Genomic DNA, 17,226 nt, shown 5'->3' with positions numbered 1-17,226 from the left:
CGCCATGGCTGTGGCGGGCCGCATCCAGCAGCTGGTGCAGCGCGGACAATGCCGGTGCGTTCATGTCGGCCGGGCTGGCCCCGGCCCCCTCGGCGGGAAGCGGCGGCGGGTTTGCGGCGGAGCCGGCTGCAGCGGTCGCCCCGATCACTTCGCTGGTCATCGCCGCCCAGTTGCCGGTGCTGGACGAACCGCTCCAGCCGGTCAACGGACGATTCGCCGCACCCCCCTGTTCGCGGCCCGGACCGCGCTCGGGCCCGGTCACGATGCGCCGGGTGGTGGCCGAGCGCGCCAGGTACGGGGTGTAGACCAGGCCCGGCAGGATTCCTTCGTGGGTCAGCAGGATGTTGGCGCGCTCCAGCAGCTCGCCCAGCCGTTCGATCAGCTGGCGGTCGAACACCCGGTACAGCGCCAACTGGGTCTCCAGGCCCAGCGCGAACGACTCGCCCAGCTCACGCGCGATCCGGCACAGCACGTGCGGCCCGAACGGCAGGTCCTCCGCGTCGAAGGCCGGGCCTGCGGCCAGCACGCCGAAGCGCTGGCCGAGCAGCTGCAGCGCAGTGGCCGAGCGCTGCGATTCGCGCCGGACGATGTCGGCCAGCACGATGTCGCGGTCGATGTCGGTGTCGGTGACCAGGGTCAACGTGGTCGCCGTCACCGCCTGCGCCGGCGCCGGCACATGGCGGACGCGCGGCTCGCGCAGGCTGGCCAGTGCCGTGCCCAGCGCGTCGAGGAAGCGCGGCGCGAACTGCGCATTGATGTCGTGCAGGCGCCGGGCCTGGGCGTAGATGTCGGCCTGGATCTGGCTGTTGCGCGCGCGCTCGGCTTCGCGGAACAGCTCGCGTTCCAGTTCCACGATGGTCAGCTTGAGCGGCGCGCCCAATGTCTTCTCGGCCAGCCCGTGCAGCGCGGCCAGCAGCCGGCGCACGCGCGGCGGCGCGTTGACGGCGGCGAACCGGGTCAGGTCGGATGGTGTTGTTGGTGGGGACGCTGACATCGGTTGTTGGTTCCGGCCCCCGTGAGAGAATATAATCTACCGTCACCCCGGTTTCTAGGGTAGTGCCTACCGTTGGTCGGCACCGCACTCTACAGGAACAGTTCCACCACGTCGTTGGTGAAACGCCGGCCCAGTTCGGTCGGCTGGACATGCTCGCCGTCCACGGTCATCCAGCCGCGGGCAAGCGCGGCCTGCAGGGGCGCGGCGATCCGCGACCGGTCCAGCCCGGTGCGCGATTCGAAGTCCTTGAAGCGGAACCCCTCATGCAGGCGCAGCAGGTTGAGCATGTATTCGAACGGCAGGCGCGCAGCGTCGATCACCTCGTCGCCGCCGATCGAGGCGGTGGTGCCGGCGGTGTCCATGTAGGTCTGCGGGTGCTTGTGCTTCCATCGGCGCAGCACCTGCTGGCCCGCACCGCTGCTGATCTTGCCGTGGGCGCCGGCGCCGATCCCCAGATAGTCGCCAAAACGCCAGTAGTTCAGGTTGTGCTGGCTCTGCCGCCCCGGCCGCGCATAGGCGCTGACCTCGTACTGCGCATAGCCGGCGTCGGCCAGCAGGCGCTGGCAGTGCTCCTGCATGTCCCAGGCGTCGTCGTCGTCGGGGATGCCCTGCGGCGGTCGCGCGAAGAACACCGTGTTCGGTTCCAGGGTGAGCTGGTAGTGCGACAGGTGGGTGGGCTGCAGTGCGAACGCGCGTTCGAGATCATGTTCGGCCTGGGCCAGGGTCTGCTCCGGCAGCGCGTACATAAGGTCGATGTTGAAGTTGTCGTAGCCCGCGTCCTGGGCCAGTTTCACCGCACGCTCGGCTTCACCGCTGTCGTGGATCCGGCCCAGGCGCTGCAGCGCCGCATCATTGAAGGTCTGGATGCCGAAGCTGATCCTGTTCACTCCGGCAGCGCGGTAACGGTCGAAGCGGCCGTGCTCGGCGGTGCCCGGGTTGGTTTCCAGGGTTACTTCCAGGTTCGGGGCGAAACGCAGGCGTGCCGAGGCGGCCTGCAGGAAGCGGTCGATCGCCTCGGGCGGGAACAGGCTGGGGGTGCCGCCGCCAAAGAACACGCTGTTGACCACCCGGCCCCAGACTAGCGGCACGTCCTGGTCGAGGTCGCGGACCAGCGCATCGATGTAGGCCTCGAACGGCAGTTCGCCCTTGCCCTGGTGCGAATTGAAGTCGCAGTACGGGCACTTGCGCACGCACCACGGCAGGTGCACGTACAGCGACAACGGCGGCGGTACCAGCGACACGCCGTGGTCATGGTCGCAGCTTTCGCCCGGAAGGTGGTGGCAGTCGTGGTCGGACATCGTGCTCATCGGTAGCGCCGGCCGCTGGCCGGCCCTCGGTAAATCATCAACATTCGATTCAGATCAACGCCGACAGCTTCTGCTTCAACACCTGCAGGGCCTTGCCGCGGTGGCTCATCGCGTTCTTCACGTCCGGCGCCATTTCCGCCGCGGTCTGGCCCAGCACGGTGTCCAGGAACAGCGGGTTGTAGCCGAAACCGTGGCTGCCGCGCAGCTCGTCGAGGATCTCGCCTTCCCAGCTGCCTTCGCAGATCAGCGGCTGCGGGTCGTCGGCATGGCGCAGCAGCACGATCACCGCGTAGAAGCGTGCGGTACGGCTGCCGCCGGGCACATCGCGCATCGCCTCCAGTAGCTTGGCGTTGTTGGCCGCGTCATCGGTCGGGCTGCCGGCGTAGCGCGCGCTGTACAGGCCGGGGGCGCCGTGCAGTGCATCGACGATCAGGCCCGAATCGTCGGCCAGCGCCGGCAGGCCGGTGCTGGCGCAGGCGTGACGCGCCTTGATCAGCGCGTTCTCGACGAAGGTGAGGCCGGTCTCGGGAACGTCGCTGACGCCCAGCGCGCCCTGCGCCACGATCTCCAGCGGCAGGCCGGCCAGCATGGCCTGCAGTTCCTTCAGCTTGCCGGCGTTGCCGCTGGCCAGTACCAGTTTCATCATTTCGGCTCCAGCAGGTCCCAGGTATTGCCGTACAGGTCGCGGAACACCGCGACCGTCGCATAGGCTTCCTCGCGCGGGGCTTCCAGGAACTCCACGCCGCGCGCGGTCATCGCCGCGTGGTCGCGATGGAAGTCGTCGGTGTTGAGGAAGAAGCCGACCCGGCCACCGGTCTGGTTGCCGATGCGGCTGCGCTGCTCGTCGGTGCTGGCGCGGGCCAGCAGCAGTGCGGCGGCGTTGCCGTCGGTCGGGCCCACCACCACCCAGCGCTTGCTGCCCTGGTCGATGTCCTCGAGCAGGGTGAAGCCGAGCTTGCCCGTGTACCAGGCGATCGCCTCGTCGTAATCGGCCACCACCAGGGTGACCAGGGCAAGCCGCCGGTTCACGGCTGCGCCAGTGCGGCCTGCTGGGCCGCGAACAGGTCGGTGATGCCCTTTTCGGCCAAGGCCAGCAGCGCGTCCAGTTCATCGCGGCGGAACGCGTGGCCTTCGGCGGTGCCCTGCAGCTCGATGAAGCCGCCGCCGTCGTTCATCACCACGTTCATGTCGGTATCGCAATCGCTGTCTTCGGCGTAATCCAGGTCCAGCACCGGGGTGCCGCGATAGACGCCGACCGAGACCGCGGCCACCGCGCCGAAGATCGGGTTGCGCTTGATGTCGCCGCGCTTGAGCAGCAGGTTCACCGCGTCCACCAGTGCCACGTAGGCACCGGTGATGGCCGCGGTACGGGTGCCGCCGTCGGCCTGCAGCACGTCGCAGTCCAGGGTGATGGTGCGTTCGCCGAGCGCGCCGCGGTCGATGCAGGCGCGCAGGGTGCGGCCGATCAGGCGCTGGATCTCCAGGGTGCGGCCGCCCTGCTTGCCGCGTGCCGCTTCGCGGTCGTTGCGGGTGTGGGTGGAGCGCGGCAGCATGCCGTATTCGGCGGTGACCCAGCCTTCGCCCTTGCCGCGCAGGAAGCCCGGCACGCGGTTTTCCACGCTGGCGGTGCACAGCACGCGGGTTTCACCGAAGCTGACCAGCACCGAACCTTCGGCGTGACGGGTGAAGGCGCGTTCGATGCGCACTTCGCGCAGCTGGTCGGCCTGGCGGCCGCTGGGACGGGGATCGGACATGGATGGCTTCCGGTAAGACGGGGGATACGGTTCCGCGCCCGGCCGGGGACCGGCAGGCGAGGAGGCCTGGAGAAGGCCGCTAGGGTACCATTCCCCCTTTGAGAGCATCGGAAACCCCGAATGATTCGAAGCATGACCGCCTATGCCGGCGGCGAGCGCGCGACCCCGTGGGGCACGCTGGGGTGCGAGCTGCGCTCGGTCAACCACCGCTTCCTGGAAGTCGGCACGCGCCTGCCGGAAGAGCTGCGCGCGCTGGAGCCGCAGCTGCGCGAGCGGATCGCCGCCAGGCTGAGCCGGGGCAAGCTGGACCTGGTGATGCGCCTGCGCGCGCCGGAAACCGGCGCCAGCCTGCAGGTGAACGAACTCCTGCTGGGGCAGCTGGGTGCGCTCGCGCACCGGCTGACCTCCGATTTCCCCAACCTGCAGGTCAGCTTCACCGACCTGCTGCAGCTGCCGGGCGTGACCTTGGGTGAGGCCACCGACGCGCCTGCGCTGCAGGCAGAGGCCCTGGCCCTGCTGGACCAGGTGCTGGACGGCTTCGTGGCCGCGCGCGAGCGTGAGGGCGACAAACTGGCCACGGCGATCAGCGAGCGGGTTGACGCGATCGAGCGCATCGCCGCCGAGGTCACCACCCTGATCCCGCTGATCCGCGACGGACAGCGCAGCAAGCTGGCCGCCCGCCTGGCCGACCTGCCGCACCCGGTGGACCCCGGTCGTGCCGAGCAGGAACTGGTGCTGTGGCTGCAGAAGCTGGACGTGGATGAGGAGCTGGACCGGCTGCGCAGCCACATCGTGGAAATCCGCCGCGTGCTCACCCAGCGCGAGCCGGTCGGCCGCCGCCTGGACTTCCTGCTGCAGGAGTTCAACCGCGAAGCCAATACGCTGGGCTCCAAGTCGGTGGACAGCCGCACCTCCAATGCCGCCGTCGAGCTGAAGGTGCTGATCGACCAGATCCGCGAACAGGTGCAGAACATCGAATGAGCAGCCAGCCCCTCCAGAGTCCGGAACCCGCCCGCGGCACGCTGTACATCGTGGCCGCCCCGTCCGGGGCCGGCAAGAGCAGCATCGTCAACGCCACCCTGGCCCGCGACCCGCAGATCGCGCTGTCGATCTCGTTCACTTCGCGGGCGATGCGCCCGGGCGAAGTGAACGGCGAGCACTACCACTTCGTCAGCGCGCCCGAATTCGAGCGGATGATCGCCGCCGGCGACTTCTTCGAGCATGCCTGGGTGCATGGCGACTGGAAGGGCACCGCACGGCAGTCGGTGGAGCCGCAGCTGGCCGCCGGGCAGGACGTCCTGCTGGAGATCGACTGGCAGGGCGCCCAGCAGGTCCGCCAGCTGGTCCCGGGCACGGTGACGGTGTTCATCCTGCCGCCGTCCCGCCAGGCCCTGCAGGACCGGATGCGCAAGCGCGGGCAGGACAGCGAGGCGGTGATCGCCCAGCGCCTGGCTGCCGCGCGCGAGGAAATGCTGCATTTCAACGACTTCGACTACGTCATCGTCAACGAAGTGTTCGAGACCGCGGTGGACGAGCTGTGCGCCATCTTCACCGCCAGCCGCCTGCGCAGGGAGTCGCAGAAAGTCCGCCACGCCGGCCTGATCCAGGCCCTGCTGACCCAGGACGGCAACGGCAACTGACTGATTCACAAGGGGCGGGTAGCGGGTCGGCTTGATTTTGTCCAGCCCCTGCCGGTACACTCCGTCCCCTTTCCCTCATTCGATTGAGCAGCCCGCGCCGGCTGCCGGGAGCCCGCATGGCCCGCATCACCGTAGAAGATTGTCTGGAAGTCGTGAACAACCGTTTCGAACTGGTCATGATGGCGTCCAAGCGCGCCCGTCAGCTGGCCAATGGCGTCCAGGCCACCCTGGACAACAGCGAAACCGAAGACAAGCCGACCGTGCTGGCGCTGCGCGAAATCGCCGCGCGCAAGATCGACAACGCGCTGATCGACGAAGTCGAGAAGGCCGAACGCGAGCGCGCCGAGCGTGAAGCACTGGAATGGGCCGCTGCCGAAGTCGTTGCCGACGAAGACATGTCCAAGAACGACGACTGATCGCGCAGGCGATCACCGTTGTCCACGAACAGCCCGCCCCTGGCGGGCTGTTTGCGTTATGGGCGGTCACGACCGTTGGTCGTGACGCGGGGATGCCATCCGGTAGGTCACGACCGTTGGTCGTGACGCGCGATCGCATGACGCAATAGTTTGCCGATATCCGCCCGCTGGAATAGTCTTCCAGCCATGAACCCAGGCCCCTCTGCCAAGGTCGCCGCGTCTCCCGGCGCGGCCGTACCCGACTATGTCCTCCAGCTTGAACGCGCGGCCCACTACCTGCCGCCCGAGCAGTTGCCGTTGCTGCGTCGTGCCTGGGAAGTCGGCGCCTCGGCGCATGCGGGGCAGACCCGCAAGTCCGGCGAACCGTACATCACCCACCCGGTAGCCGTAGCCCAGGTACTGGCCGAACTCGGCCTGGACGTGGAAGCGCTGATCGCCGCAATCCTGCACGACACCATCGAAGACACCCCGCTGACCCGCGAGGAACTGGCCGCCGAGTTCGGCGAGGCGGTCGCCGAGCTGGTGGACGGTGTCACCAAGCTGGACAAGCTGAAGTTCCGCGACCGCCAGGAAGCGGCCGCCGAAAGCTTCCGCAAGATGCTGCTGGCGATGTCGCGCGACCTGCGCGTGATCATGATCAAGCTGGCCGACCGCCTGCACAACATGCGCACCCTGGGGGCGCAGAGCAGCGAGGCACGTGGGCGCATCGCGCGCGAAACCCTGGAAATCTACGCCCCGATCGCGCAGCGGCTGGGCATGAGCCTGGTCAAGAGCGAACTGCAGAACCTGGGCTTCAAGGCGCTGTACCCGTGGCGCCACGCGATCCTTGAAAAGCACATCCGCAGCCAGCCGGTGGTGCGCCGCGAGGCCATGGCCCAGGTGGAAGTGCAGTTGTCGCAGCGGCTGGCCAAGGAAGGGCTGGAGCACCGGCTGGTGAGCCGGATCAAGACCCCGTGGAGCATCTACAACAAGATGCGCGACGAGAACAAATCCTTCGACCAGGTCATGGACGTGTTCGGATTCCGGCTGGTCGTGCGCAGCGTGCCCAACGCCTACCACGCGCTGGGCGCGGTGCACGCCACCTTCAAGCCGCTCGACGGGCGTTTCCGCGATTTCATCGCCATTCCCAAGGCCAACGGCTACCAGTCGCTGCATACCGTATTGTTCGGGCCGTACGGCTCGCCGATCGAAGTGCAGATCCGGACCGAGGAAATGGACCTGATCGCCGAGCGCGGCGTGGCCGCGCACTGGACCTACAAGTTCGGTGGCGACAGCCCCAACAGCGCGCAGAGCCGCGCCCACGCCTGGATCGTCGAGCTGATCGATTCGCAGCGCGCGGCCGGTTCTTCGCTGGAGTTCCTCGACAACGTCAAGGTCGACCTGTTCCCGGACGAGGTCTACCTGTTCACCCCCAAGGGCAAGATCCTGGCCCTGCCGCGCAACTCCACCGCGCTGGACTTTGCCTACGCGGTGCACACCGACGTCGGCAACATGGCGGTGGCTTCGCGCGTGGACAAGAAGCTGGTGCCGCTGCGCACCAAGCTGGTCAGCGGGCAGACCGTGGAAGTGATCACCGCGCGCTCGGCCACGCCCAAGCCGCAATGGCTGGAGTTCGTGGTCAGCTCCAAGGCACGCACCGCGATCCGCCACCAGCTCAAGCAGCTCGAACACGAAGATGCCGTGCAGCTGGGCCACCGCATGCTCGACCGCGCGCTGGAAGCGATGGACAGCTCGCTGGAACGGCTGCCCAAGGGGCGGCTGGACGCGTTCCTGGCCGAGCACCGCTACCCGCGCCTGGAGGCCCTGCTGGCCGAGGTTGCGCTGGGCAACTGGATGCCCAACCAGGCCGCGCAGGCGCTGATGGCCTATGCCGAACTGCGCGGCGGCGCGCATTCGAAGCATTCGCAGGAAAAGATCCTGATCAACGGCAGCGAACGCGGCGTGGTCAGCTTCGCCAACTGCTGCCAGCCGATTCCCGGCGACGAGATCATGGGGTACCACACCGCCGGCAAGGGCATCGTGGTGCACCGCCTGGACTGCCCGAACCTGGCCGAACTGCGCAAGTCGCCCGAACGCTGGGTGCCGATCGGCTGGGATACCACAGTGTCCGGCGACTACGACACCGCGCTGGTGGTGGAAGTGGAGAACGGCACCGGCGTGCTGGCGCAGCTGGCCGCGGCGATCGCGCAGAGCCATTCCAACATCGAGCGGGTCGACTACCTGGACCGCGACTTCAACGCCGCGGTGCTGGCCTTCAACATCCAGGTCCGCGACCGCAACCACCTGGCCGAAGTCATGCGCCGCCTGCGACGTTTGTCGGTAGTCCAGTCCGTGCGACGCCAATGACGTAGAGCCACGCGCTGCGTGGCTGGCCGCGCAAAGCGCGGCAATGATCGAAACCGGCACCCCGAAGCCACGCAGGGCGTGGCTCTACGCTGGCCTGCGCGAAGCGCGGCAATGATCGAAACCGATACAATGGCCCACCATTGTTCGACATATCGAGGCAACCATGTCCCGCCAGATCATCAACACCGAAAACGCACCGGCCGCCATCGGTCCGTATTCGCAGGCCGTGCGTGCCGGCAACACCGTGTACTTCTCCGGCCAGATCCCGCTGGACCCGGCAACCGGCGACATCGTCGGCGCCGGTGACGTCGAAGCGCAGGCCCGTCGTGCGTTCGACAACCTCAAGGCCGTGGCCGAAGCCGCGGGCGGCTCGCTGGACAAGGTGGTCCGCCTGGGCCTGTACCTGACCGACCTGGCCGAATTCGCCAAGGTCAACGCGGTCATGCAGGACTACTTCCAGGCGCCGTTCCCGGCCCGTTCCACCATCGAAGTGTCCGGCCTGCCCAAGGGCGCCAACTTCGAGGTCGACGCGGTCATGGTCATCGACTGATCCCATCCCGTGGCGCGAAAGACGGCGGTCACCCCGGCGCTGGCGCCGTCCGGTGAAGCATCCCTGGCGATGCTCGCCGGCGTCGGGCCGGCTGTTGCCGCCAAGCTGGCGGCACGGGGCCTGCTGTCGCTGCAGGACCTGTGGCTGCAGCTGCCGCTGCGCTACGAGGACCGCACTGCGCTGACCCGCATCCAGGACCTGCGCAACGGCGTGCCGGCGCAGGTGGAAGGGCAGGTGGTGGCGGTGGAGCGCGGCATGCGCCGCCGGCCGATGCTCAAGGTGGCGATCGAGGATGAAGGGCAGGGCACCCTGGTGCTGCGCTTCTTCCACTTCCGCCAGCAACAGGTCGCGCAGTTCGCGGTGGGAACCCGGCTGCGCTGCTTCGGCACGCCCAGGCCCGGCCAGCTGGGACTGGAGATCGTCCACCCCAGTTACCAGATCCTGGGTCGCCACGAAGACCCGGCGCTGGGCCAGAGCCTGGACCCGGTCTATCCGACGCTGGAAGGGATGGGTCCGGCGACCATGCGCAAGCTGATCGGCCAGGCGCTGGACCGCCTGCCCGACGAGGCGACGCTGGAACTGCTGCCCGCCGGCTGGCTGGATGGCCTGTCCCTGCCATCGCTGCGCACGGCGCTGCTCACCGTGCACCGGCCGCCGCCGGACGCCAACCTGGCCGCGTTGGCAGCCGGCACCCACCCGGCGCAACGCCGGCTGGCGTTGGAAGAGCTGCTCGCCCACCACCTGAGCCTGCGCCGCCAGCGCATGGCGCTGCAGGCGCACCATGCACCGCCGCTGGCGGGGCCGGGGCGATTGGCCAAGGCCCTGCTCCAGCAGCTGCCGTTCGCATTGACCGGCGCCCAGCAGCGCGTGTTCAAGCAGATCCGCGAGGACCTGGCGCGGCCCAGCCCGATGCTGCGGCTGGTGCAGGGCGATGTCGGCTCGGGCAAGACCGTGGTCGCCGCGCTGGCGGCCATGCTCGCGGTGGAGCAGGGCAAGCAGGTGGCGCTGGCCGCGCCCACCGAGCTGCTGGCCGAACAACATCTGGTCAACCTGCGTGGCTGGCTGGAACCGCTCGGCGTGCGGGTGGCGTGGCTGGCCGGCAAGGTCACCGGCAAGGCGCGCAGCCAGGTGCTCGAGCAGGTCGCCAATGGCCAGGCGCAGGTCGTGGTGGGCACCCACGCGCTGATGCAGGACGCGGTGGTGTTCCATGACCTGGCCCTGGCCATCGTCGACGAACAGCACCGCTTCGGCGTGCACCAGCGGCTTGCGCTGCGCGACAAGGGCGCCGGCGGGCACAGCGTGCCGCACCAGCTGGTGATGACCGCGACCCCGATCCCGCGCACGCTGGCGATGTCCGAGTACGCCGACCTGGACGTGTCGGCAATCGACGAACTGCCGCCGGGGCGCACCCCGGTGCAGACCGTGGCGCTCAACAACGACCGCCGCCCCGAGCTGATCGAGCGCATCGCGCTGGCCTGCCGCGAAGGGCGGCAGGTGTACTGGGTGTGCACCCTGATCGAGGAGAACGACGAGCTCGACGCCACTCCCGCGCAGGCCACCTACGAATCGCTGCAGGCGCTGCTGCCGGGCGTGCGGGTCGGGCTGGTGCACGGGCGGCTGAAGGCCAGCGAGAAGCTGGCCACCATGGTCGCGTTCAAGGCCGGCCAGATCGACCTGCTGGTGGCGACCACGGTGATCGAAGTCGGCGTGGACGTGCCCAATGCCTCGCTGATGGTGATCGAGAATGCCGAGCGGCTCGGGCTGGCACAGCTGCACCAGCTGCGCGGGCGGGTCGGCCGCGGTTCGGCGGTGTCGCGCTGCGTGCTGCTGTACCAGGCGCGGCTGTCGGCGATGGCGCGCGAGCGGCTGGAAACCATGCGCCAGACCAACGACGGCTTCGTGATTGCCGAAAAGGACCTGGAGCTGCGCGGCCCGGGCGAACTGCTGGGGACGCGGCAGACCGGCCTGGCCGGATTCCGCATGGCCGACCTGGTGCGTGATGCGGATCTGCTGCCGGGGGTGCATGCGCTGGCCGAGCGGTTGCTGGAGGAGGCGCCGACGGTGGCCGATAGGGTCGTCGAGCGGTGGATCGGCAACGCGGTGAGATATGCGTCGGCGTAGTCGGCGTCGTCTGGGCCGGCCAACGGCCGGCGCTACGAATTGTTACGGGCCCATTGGAATCTGGATCAATCGACCGTCGGGATCATTCGATCGGTAGCGCCGGCCGTTGGCCGGCCCAAGCGGCCCCGACCCGCGCCTTGTATTTGTCATCCCGGGGTGCGAAAGTCCCTTGCCGCTTACCAAGACGGCACGCATGACCAAGAAGATTCCGCTGTTGATCGACACCGATCCGGGTGTCGATGACGCCCTGGCCCTGTTGATGGCCTTTGCCGACGAACGCCACGACGTGGTCGGCCTCACCATTGCCGCCGGCAATGTCGGCCTGGACCACACGGTCCGCAATGCGCTGAAACTGTGTGAAGTGGCCGGCCGCGAAGACGTGCCGGTGTTCGCCGGTACCCCGGAACCGCTGGTGCACCCGTCGGTGGACGCGGCCCACGTGCATGGCGCGGACGGCTTCGGCGACGTCAACCTGCCCGCGGCCACCCGCCAGGCCGAGGCCGAGCACGCGGCGCTCGCGATCCTGCGCCTGTCCCACCAGTACGCCGGCGAGCTGTTCCTGGTCGCGCTGGGGCCGCTGACCAACCTGGCCCTGGCGCTGAAGCTCGATCCGACCCTGCCGCAGCGCGTGAAGCGCTTCCTGGTGATGGGCGGGGCGGTGACCTGCCACGGCAACATCACCCCGGCCGCAGAATTCAACATCGCCTTCGACCCGGAAGCAGCGCACGTGGTGTTCACCGGCTTCCCGCAGATCGAAGTCGCCGACTGGGAAGCCACCGTCGCCCACGGCCTGCTGCACAAGGACGTGGAGCAGTGGCTGGCGGCCGACAGCGACAAGGCCCGCTTCTACGAGCTGATCTCGCGCCAGACCCGTCTGTGGTCCGAAGACAGCCGCGGCGACCGCTGGTTCGCCGCCGACGCCCTGGCCATGGCCTGGGCACTGCAGCCGGAAGGCGCCCTGCGGGTCGAAGCGCGCCCGCTGAACGTCGAACTTTCCGGGGTGCACAGCCGGGGTGCTACCATCGTCGACTGGAACCGCCAGACGGGGCAGCCGGACAACACCCAGCTGCTCATGGCCTACGACCAGGGGCGCTTCGAGGCCCAGGTCCGGGCTGCGCTCGGCGTCGCCTGACGCCGCTGCGGCGGCCCTACTACTGCGGATGATGGCCCCTGGCTTGCCCTCGACGGCAACCGGGGCTATAATGCCGCTCTTGCGTTTTCCTTACCTATTTCTACGGTGTGCCCCATGAAGGACGATATCCATCCGAACTACCGTGACGTCATCTTTCAGGACGTCACCTCCGATTTCAAAATCCTGACCCGCTCGACCATGGCCACCAAGGAAACGGCGACCTGGGAAGACGGCAAGGAATACCCGCTCGTCAAGATCGAAATTTCCTCGGCTTCGCACCCGTTCTACACGGGCAAGCACAAGGTGATCGACACCAGCGGCCGTATCGACAAGTTCCAGAAGCGTTTCGGCAAGCCGGCGGCGCCGTCTGCTGCCTGAGCTGTCGACACTGCTGCATGAAAACAACGGTCGCCCAGGCGGCCGTTGTTTTTTTTGCCCGCGTGAACCCTGCTGCCGGATGAACGGCGGTTCAGTTTTTGTCCCGTCTGCGGAAACACAGTGTCCATTCCAGCCCGGTCAAGCGCCGCCAGCGCAAGCGCGGACAGGGCGCGGCAGGCGTCGGTCTACGACTTCCGTCCTAGGGCATGGCAAATGTTGCTGTGCGATAATGACGTGATCCACAGCACAGGTTGTGGACTTCATTCACGTGCCCGCCCCATGCGCTTGGGTGGGCGCCTTCCCCTGAGGAGCGCACACAGTGTCCGATCTTGATCAGGTCACGCTCAACGCCGGCGAAAAGTCGGTTGTTCTGCCTGTCATCAAACCCACGCTCGGCAACGATTGCGTCGATATCGCGAAGCTGACCAAGGAAACCGGTCTCTTCACCTACGACTCCGGCTTCACCGCCACCGCCAGCTGCAAGTCCGCCATCACCTATATCGACGGTGACAAGGGCGTGCTGCTGTATCGCGGCTACCCGATCGAACAGTTGTCGGAAAAGTCCAGCTACGTCGAAGTGGCTTACCTGCTGATCAACGGCGAGCGCCCGAGCGCCGAACAGCTGAAGGCCTTCACCGATGAGCTGGCGGCCGAAGCCAACGTCGACGCCTCGATCAACGCGCTGATCGCCAGCTTCGACAAGGACGCCCATCCGATGGCGATCCTGGCCGCGGCCATCGCGCAGCTGTCGGCGAAGTACCACGCTGCGCTGGACCTGTCCGACGCCGAACAGCGCCGCCAGTCCGCGGTGCGCCTGATCGCCAAGGTCCCGACCCTGTCGGCGCTGATCTACCGCCACGGCAAGGGCCTGCCGGCCAACAAGCCGGACACCTCGCTGGATTACGTCAGCCGCTTCCTGAAGCAGACCTTCGAGTCGGCCGATGGCCAGTACGACCTCAACCCGGACGTGGTCAAGGCACTGGACCTGCTGTTCATCCTGCACGCCGACCACGAGCAGAACGCCTCGACCTCGACCGTGCGCCTGGTCGGTTCGACCGGCGCCAACCCGTATGCGTCGGTCGCCGCTGGCGTCACCGCGCTGTGGGGTCCGGCCCATGGCGGTGCCAACGAAGCCGTGCTGAAGATGCTGGAAGAAATCGGTTCGGCCGACAACGTCGAATCGGCCGTGCTCAAGGCCAAGGACAAGACCTCCGGCTTCCGCCTGATGGGCTTCGGCCACCGCGTCTACAAGAATTTCGACCCGCGCGCCAAGGTCATCGGTGAGATGACCAGCAAGGTGCTCAAGCAGCTGGGCGTGCAGGATCCGCTGCTCGACGTCGCGGTCAAGCTGGAGCAGGCTGCGCTGCAGGACGACTACTTCGTCGCCCGCAAGCTGTACCCGAACGTGGACTTCTACAGCGGCATCATCTACAAGGCGCTGCAGATCCCGACCGAAATGTTCACCGTCATGTTCGCCCTGGGCCGTACCTCCGGCTGGGTCGCGCATTGGCTGGAACAGCAGGTCGACCCGGAAATGAAGATCGGCCGCCCGCGCCAGGTCTACACCGGCAGCGACGTGCGCGATTACGCGGGCTGATCCAACGCCCCGCGTCGCCTGGAAAACACCTCCGCAAGGAGGTGTTTTTTTTTGTCCGCGCCGTCGCCCGCCGTGGGCGACATGCAGCGACGCGTTCGCCACGAACATGCTCGGAATGCTTGCGATGCCGCGGTATCGCGCGCGCTGTCGCAGATCGTGGTGGCTTGCGCCGGGTTTAAGAATGGTTGCGTGTGGGGGCAGGGCGCCGCTGCCTACCTTGATCGGGTCGCCAGCCCTGCGTGCAGGGCGCAACGACAGCCTCATGCGAGGTGCATTCCAATCAAGGGAGACAAACTCATGTTCCGCACTCTGAAGCAGGCCGCGCTCGGCCTGGCGCTGGTTACCGCCGCACTGTCCGCCCAAGCGGCCGAAGCGCACATCACTGTCTGGGCCAACGTCGACCCGACCCTGTCGCTGCTCAAAGCCGATGGCAGCGTGCTTCCCGATGCCGTGCAGATGCCCTATCGCGCCGGGCAGGGGCTCGGCAGCTGGAGCGAGCGGGTGCGCGTGTTCTCCAACGACACCAGCCTCGATGTCGACGTGCGCCTGGCCGAACCGGCCGTGCTGATGCCCAAGGTCACCGCGGCCGGTGCCGTCGACGTACCGCTGGCGGTCAGCCTCAATGGTCGAGAGCTTGGCGTCGCGCCGATCGCCTTTACCGCCGACCAGCTGTTCCTGGGCGCGATTCCCGGTGCCTCCATCGAAATGCCCTTGACTGTCGCCCAGGCCACGCCAGGTCCGATTGCCGCCGCCGGCCTGTACGACGGCCCGGTCAGTCTGGTGCTCGTGCAGCGCGCCAGCAGCCTCTGACCGACCACGCCTGCATCGGCCCCTGAGCGGCCGGTGCAGGCCCCTTCGCCATGCGCATTCCTGCTCCCGCCCTCGTCCGGCTGGCGGTGGCGCTCGCCCTGCTGCTGGCCGCCCTGGTCGCGCAGGCGAGCCCGGTGCCGGCCGGTTTCGAAGACCTGGTCACCGGCCAGCGCGAACGCCTCGACGTGCGCGCGTTCGGCCGCTCGGCCGGGCTGTGGCCCGCCTGGGTCACCCTCGATCACATCCAGCTTGAAGACCCCGCGCCGGTACTGGCCGCGCTGGGCCTTTCCCTGTCCGCCCAGCAGGCCCTGCTGCCGGCACTGTCGGCGCCGTTGCCGCGCGACAGCCACCTGGCCTGCGTCCACGCCCAGCCACAGCCCGGCTGCGGCTGGCGCGCCCCGTCCGAGGATCCCCAGCACGTGCATGCCATCTTCGACGAAGGCGACAGCGCCCTGCTGCTGTTTCCCGCACTGCGCTGGCTGCCGCGCGGGCCGGCGGCCAGCGACGGCCTGCACGCGCCCAGCGAGCAGGCCGAGAACGCGCTGCTGCACCAGCAGGGACTGACCCTCAGCGGCGATGGCCGGGCGTATGCGCTCAACGCGCATGGCAGCGCCGCGCTCGGCGTGCTGCGCAGTGGCCACCTCGGTGGCAGCTGGAACTACGCCCGCCACGCCTGGTCCGGGAAGGCCAGCCGCGATCACCTCCAGGTCGATGACCTGTACTACCGCCACGACCTCGCACGGCGCCACTACCTGCAGGTCGGGCGCATGGACCGGCGCAACCTGGCCAGCCCGCAGGGTGGGCAGTTCGGGCTGGGGCTGCTTCCGCTGGAGCGTTTCGACGGCGTCCGCGTGGGCACCACCCAGGCCTACGTCGATGTCGACGCCAGCCCCGGCGGCGCGCCGCTTACCGTGTTGCTGTCGCGACCCGCGCGCGTGGATGCCTTCGACGGCGACCGCCTGCTGCAGACCTTCTACCTGCCGCCCGGGGTCAGCGACCTGGACACCCGCCGGTTTCCGGCGGGCAGCTACGACGTCACCCTGCGCATCCACGAAGACGGCCGGCTGGTGCGCAGCGAAACCCAGCCCTTCGTGCGTGGCCAGGACTGGGGCCAGCCCGGGCTGCAGTGGTTCGTGCAGGGCGGGCGGCAACGCGCGCCGGCCAGCGAATTCGCGTCCAGCACGTTCCAGGCCGGGCTGCGGCTGCCACTCGCCCGCCAGCTCGGCATGAGCCTGGGCGTAGCCCGGATAGATGAGCGCGGCCACGCCGAACTGCGGACCGGGCTGCGGCACCGCCTTGGCGCGCACGACCTGCAGGCCGAAATCGGCGTCATCGCGGGCAGCGACGGCAGCCGTGGCGACCAGCAGCAGCTCAGCGTGCGCAACCGCGCGTCCTGGAACCTGTACCGGCAGCGCATGCGCGGCGCGCGCTGCGGCGTGCAGACGGCAAGCGACCACGACCGTCGCGGCTGCGCCAACGCCGTCACCGCCTCGCTCAGCCTGCCGCTGGCCGGCGGCAGTCTCTACCTGGGCCATACCCGCCGCCGCAGCGGGGTGCCCGAGCGGCCGGGAGTGCCTGTGGCGCTGGCGCCGACGTCGCGCAGCGTGCAGGCCAGCTACAGCCACACCCGCCAATGGCGCGGCATGAGCATCAGTGCCCGGTTTGGTGTCTGGCGCCAGGCTGGACCGCATCACGACCAGGGCGCGCAGCTCGGCCTCACCCTCTCGCGCCTGCGGCACGCGGCCAGTGCCAGCCTGCTGGGCAGGATCGGCATCGACGCGCGCCACCAACGCCACGACGATCCGGAGCGGAGCCTGCGGCTGGCCCAGTCGTGGCGACAGGAGCAGGATGGCAGCGCACGCGAGGCCGGTGCCGAGCTCAGCGTGCAGGATACCGGCGCCGCCGACGTGCTGCTGGCGCTGCGCAGCGATACGCCGCTGGGGCATACCGCTGCCGTGCTGTCGCGGCAGTGGCGGCCGCGCGCCACCGGCTACAGCCTCAGCCATGGGTCGGCGCTGGCGCTGTCGCCCCGTGGACTGTTCTGGGGTAGTGGCAGCGGCGCCGATGCGGGCGTGGCGGTGAGCGTGGCGCAGACCGAGGCGTCGGCGCTCGAAGGCGCCGCCGCCGAAGTACAGGCCGGTGCGCAGCGACGCCAGGTGCTGCGATTCGGCCAGCGTCGCC

16 protein-coding genes are annotated in these 17,226 nt (G+C 68.5%); 11 read left to right on the top strand and 5 right to left on the bottom strand.

The features are described 5' to 3' along the window. The 5 genes from RWO33_RS13020 to rph all read right to left on the bottom strand — a co-directional run. On the bottom strand, positions 1–994 hold a 994-nt coding region (locus RWO33_RS13020), incomplete at its 3' end, for a DUF1631 family protein (RefSeq protein ID WP_314105313.1). Positions 995–1,083: 89 nt separating this feature from the next. After that, complete coding sequence (gene hemW / locus RWO33_RS13015; RefSeq protein ID WP_314105315.1) at positions 1,084–2,292, bottom strand: radical SAM family heme chaperone HemW; 1,209 nt, start codon at positions 2,290–2,292, stop codon at positions 1,084–1,086. A 58-nt stretch (positions 2,293–2,350) separates the two neighbouring features. Beyond that, positions 2,351–2,947 carry an RdgB/HAM1 family non-canonical purine NTP pyrophosphatase gene (rdgB, locus tag RWO33_RS13010; protein WP_314105311.1) on the bottom strand — a complete coding sequence of 199 codons (597 nt, stop codon included), beginning with the start codon at positions 2,945–2,947 and terminating at the stop codon, positions 2,351–2,353. Then, positions 2,944–3,330 (bottom strand): VOC family protein, encoded by a 387-nt coding sequence (locus tag RWO33_RS13005; protein WP_314105309.1) that lies wholly within the window; start codon positions 3,328–3,330, stop codon positions 2,944–2,946. The genes rdgB and RWO33_RS13005 overlap by 4 nt, the downstream gene beginning before the upstream one ends. Next, positions 3,327–4,055 (bottom strand): ribonuclease PH, encoded by a 729-nt coding sequence (gene rph / locus RWO33_RS13000; RefSeq protein WP_145479308.1) that lies wholly within the window; start codon positions 4,053–4,055, stop codon positions 3,327–3,329. The genes RWO33_RS13005 and rph overlap by 4 nt, the downstream gene beginning before the upstream one ends. Positions 4,056–4,175: 120 nt before the next feature. On the opposite strand from rph, the gene RWO33_RS12995 reads away from it, so the two are divergent. The 11 genes from RWO33_RS12995 to RWO33_RS12945 all read left to right on the top strand — a co-directional run. Beyond that, complete coding sequence (locus RWO33_RS12995) at positions 4,176–5,036, top strand: YicC/YloC family endoribonuclease (protein ID WP_145479309.1); 861 nt, start codon at positions 4,176–4,178, stop codon at positions 5,034–5,036. Beyond that, a complete protein-coding gene (gene gmk / locus RWO33_RS12990) occupies positions 5,033–5,695 on the top strand; it encodes a guanylate kinase (RefSeq protein WP_145479310.1) in 663 nt (220 codons plus the stop codon). The genes RWO33_RS12995 and gmk overlap by 4 nt, the downstream gene beginning before the upstream one ends. 116 nt (positions 5,696–5,811) lie before the next feature. Continuing rightward, a complete protein-coding gene (gene rpoZ, locus RWO33_RS12985) occupies positions 5,812–6,111 on the top strand; it encodes a DNA-directed RNA polymerase subunit omega (protein WP_005410877.1) in 300 nt (99 codons plus the stop codon). A 186-nt stretch (positions 6,112–6,297) separates the two neighbouring features. Continuing rightward, positions 6,298–8,457 (top strand): bifunctional (p)ppGpp synthetase/guanosine-3',5'-bis(diphosphate) 3'-pyrophosphohydrolase, encoded by a 2,160-nt coding sequence (locus RWO33_RS12980; RefSeq protein WP_145479311.1) that lies wholly within the window; start codon positions 6,298–6,300, stop codon positions 8,455–8,457. Positions 8,458–8,620: 163 nt separating this feature from the next. After that, on the top strand, positions 8,621–9,007 hold the full coding sequence (locus tag RWO33_RS12975; protein ID WP_068853882.1) for a RidA family protein: 387 nt from the start codon (positions 8,621–8,623) through the stop codon (positions 9,005–9,007). A gap of 9 nt (positions 9,008–9,016) precedes the next feature. Further along, the gene (gene recG / locus RWO33_RS12970) at positions 9,017–11,128 is read left to right on the top strand and encodes an ATP-dependent DNA helicase RecG (protein ID WP_314105271.1); all 2,112 of its coding nucleotides are present in this window, start codon (positions 9,017–9,019) and stop codon (positions 11,126–11,128) included. Positions 11,129–11,321: 193 nt separating this feature from the next. Further along, on the top strand, positions 11,322–12,260 hold the full coding sequence (locus tag RWO33_RS12965; RefSeq protein WP_145479314.1) for a nucleoside hydrolase: 939 nt from the start codon (positions 11,322–11,324) through the stop codon (positions 12,258–12,260). A 114-nt stretch (positions 12,261–12,374) separates the two neighbouring features. Next, positions 12,375–12,638, top strand: coding sequence for a type B 50S ribosomal protein L31 (locus tag RWO33_RS12960; RefSeq protein ID WP_145479315.1), 264 nt, complete (start codon positions 12,375–12,377; stop codon positions 12,636–12,638). Positions 12,639–12,957: 319 nt separating this feature from the next. Then, on the top strand, positions 12,958–14,235 hold the full coding sequence (locus RWO33_RS12955) for a citrate synthase (RefSeq protein WP_145479316.1): 1,278 nt from the start codon (positions 12,958–12,960) through the stop codon (positions 14,233–14,235). Between the two features lie 297 nt (positions 14,236–14,532). Beyond that, a complete protein-coding gene (locus RWO33_RS12950) occupies positions 14,533–15,045 on the top strand; it encodes a CS1 type fimbrial major subunit (RefSeq protein WP_314105268.1) in 513 nt (170 codons plus the stop codon). A 50-nt stretch (positions 15,046–15,095) separates the two neighbouring features. Beyond that, on the top strand, positions 15,096–17,226 hold a 2,131-nt coding region (locus RWO33_RS12945; RefSeq protein ID WP_314105267.1), incomplete at its 3' end, for a TcfC E-set like domain-containing protein.

It is taken from the genome of uncultured Stenotrophomonas sp., assembly GCF_963519925.1.
Classification (GTDB): domain Bacteria; phylum Pseudomonadota; class Gammaproteobacteria; order Xanthomonadales; family Xanthomonadaceae; genus Stenotrophomonas; species Stenotrophomonas maltophilia_AE.
Note: the sequence above shows the minus strand (reverse complement) of the source record. Positions and strands in the feature narration are given on the sequence as shown.

Coding starts and splice junctions, on each gene's coding strand:
- hemW (WP_314105315.1), bottom strand. CDS start 2,292: ATGTCCGACCACGACTGCCACCACCTTCCGGGCGAAAGCTGCGACCAT.
- rdgB (WP_314105311.1), bottom strand. CDS start 2,947: ATGATGAAACTGGTACTGGCCAGCGGCAACGCCGGCAAGCTGAAGGAA.
- rph (WP_145479308.1), bottom strand. CDS start 4,055: ATGTCCGATCCCCGTCCCAGCGGCCGCCAGGCCGACCAGCTGCGCGAA.
- RWO33_RS12995 (WP_145479309.1), top strand. CDS start 4,176: ATGATTCGAAGCATGACCGCCTATGCCGGCGGCGAGCGCGCGACCCCG.
- gmk (WP_145479310.1), top strand. CDS start 5,033: ATGAGCAGCCAGCCCCTCCAGAGTCCGGAACCCGCCCGCGGCACGCTG.
- rpoZ (WP_005410877.1), top strand. CDS start 5,812: ATGGCCCGCATCACCGTAGAAGATTGTCTGGAAGTCGTGAACAACCGT.
- RWO33_RS12980 (WP_145479311.1), top strand. CDS start 6,298: ATGAACCCAGGCCCCTCTGCCAAGGTCGCCGCGTCTCCCGGCGCGGCC.
- RWO33_RS12975 (WP_068853882.1), top strand. CDS start 8,621: ATGTCCCGCCAGATCATCAACACCGAAAACGCACCGGCCGCCATCGGT.
- RWO33_RS12965 (WP_145479314.1), top strand. CDS start 11,322: ATGACCAAGAAGATTCCGCTGTTGATCGACACCGATCCGGGTGTCGAT.
- RWO33_RS12960 (WP_145479315.1), top strand. CDS start 12,375: ATGAAGGACGATATCCATCCGAACTACCGTGACGTCATCTTTCAGGAC.
- RWO33_RS12950 (WP_314105268.1), top strand. CDS start 14,533: ATGTTCCGCACTCTGAAGCAGGCCGCGCTCGGCCTGGCGCTGGTTACC.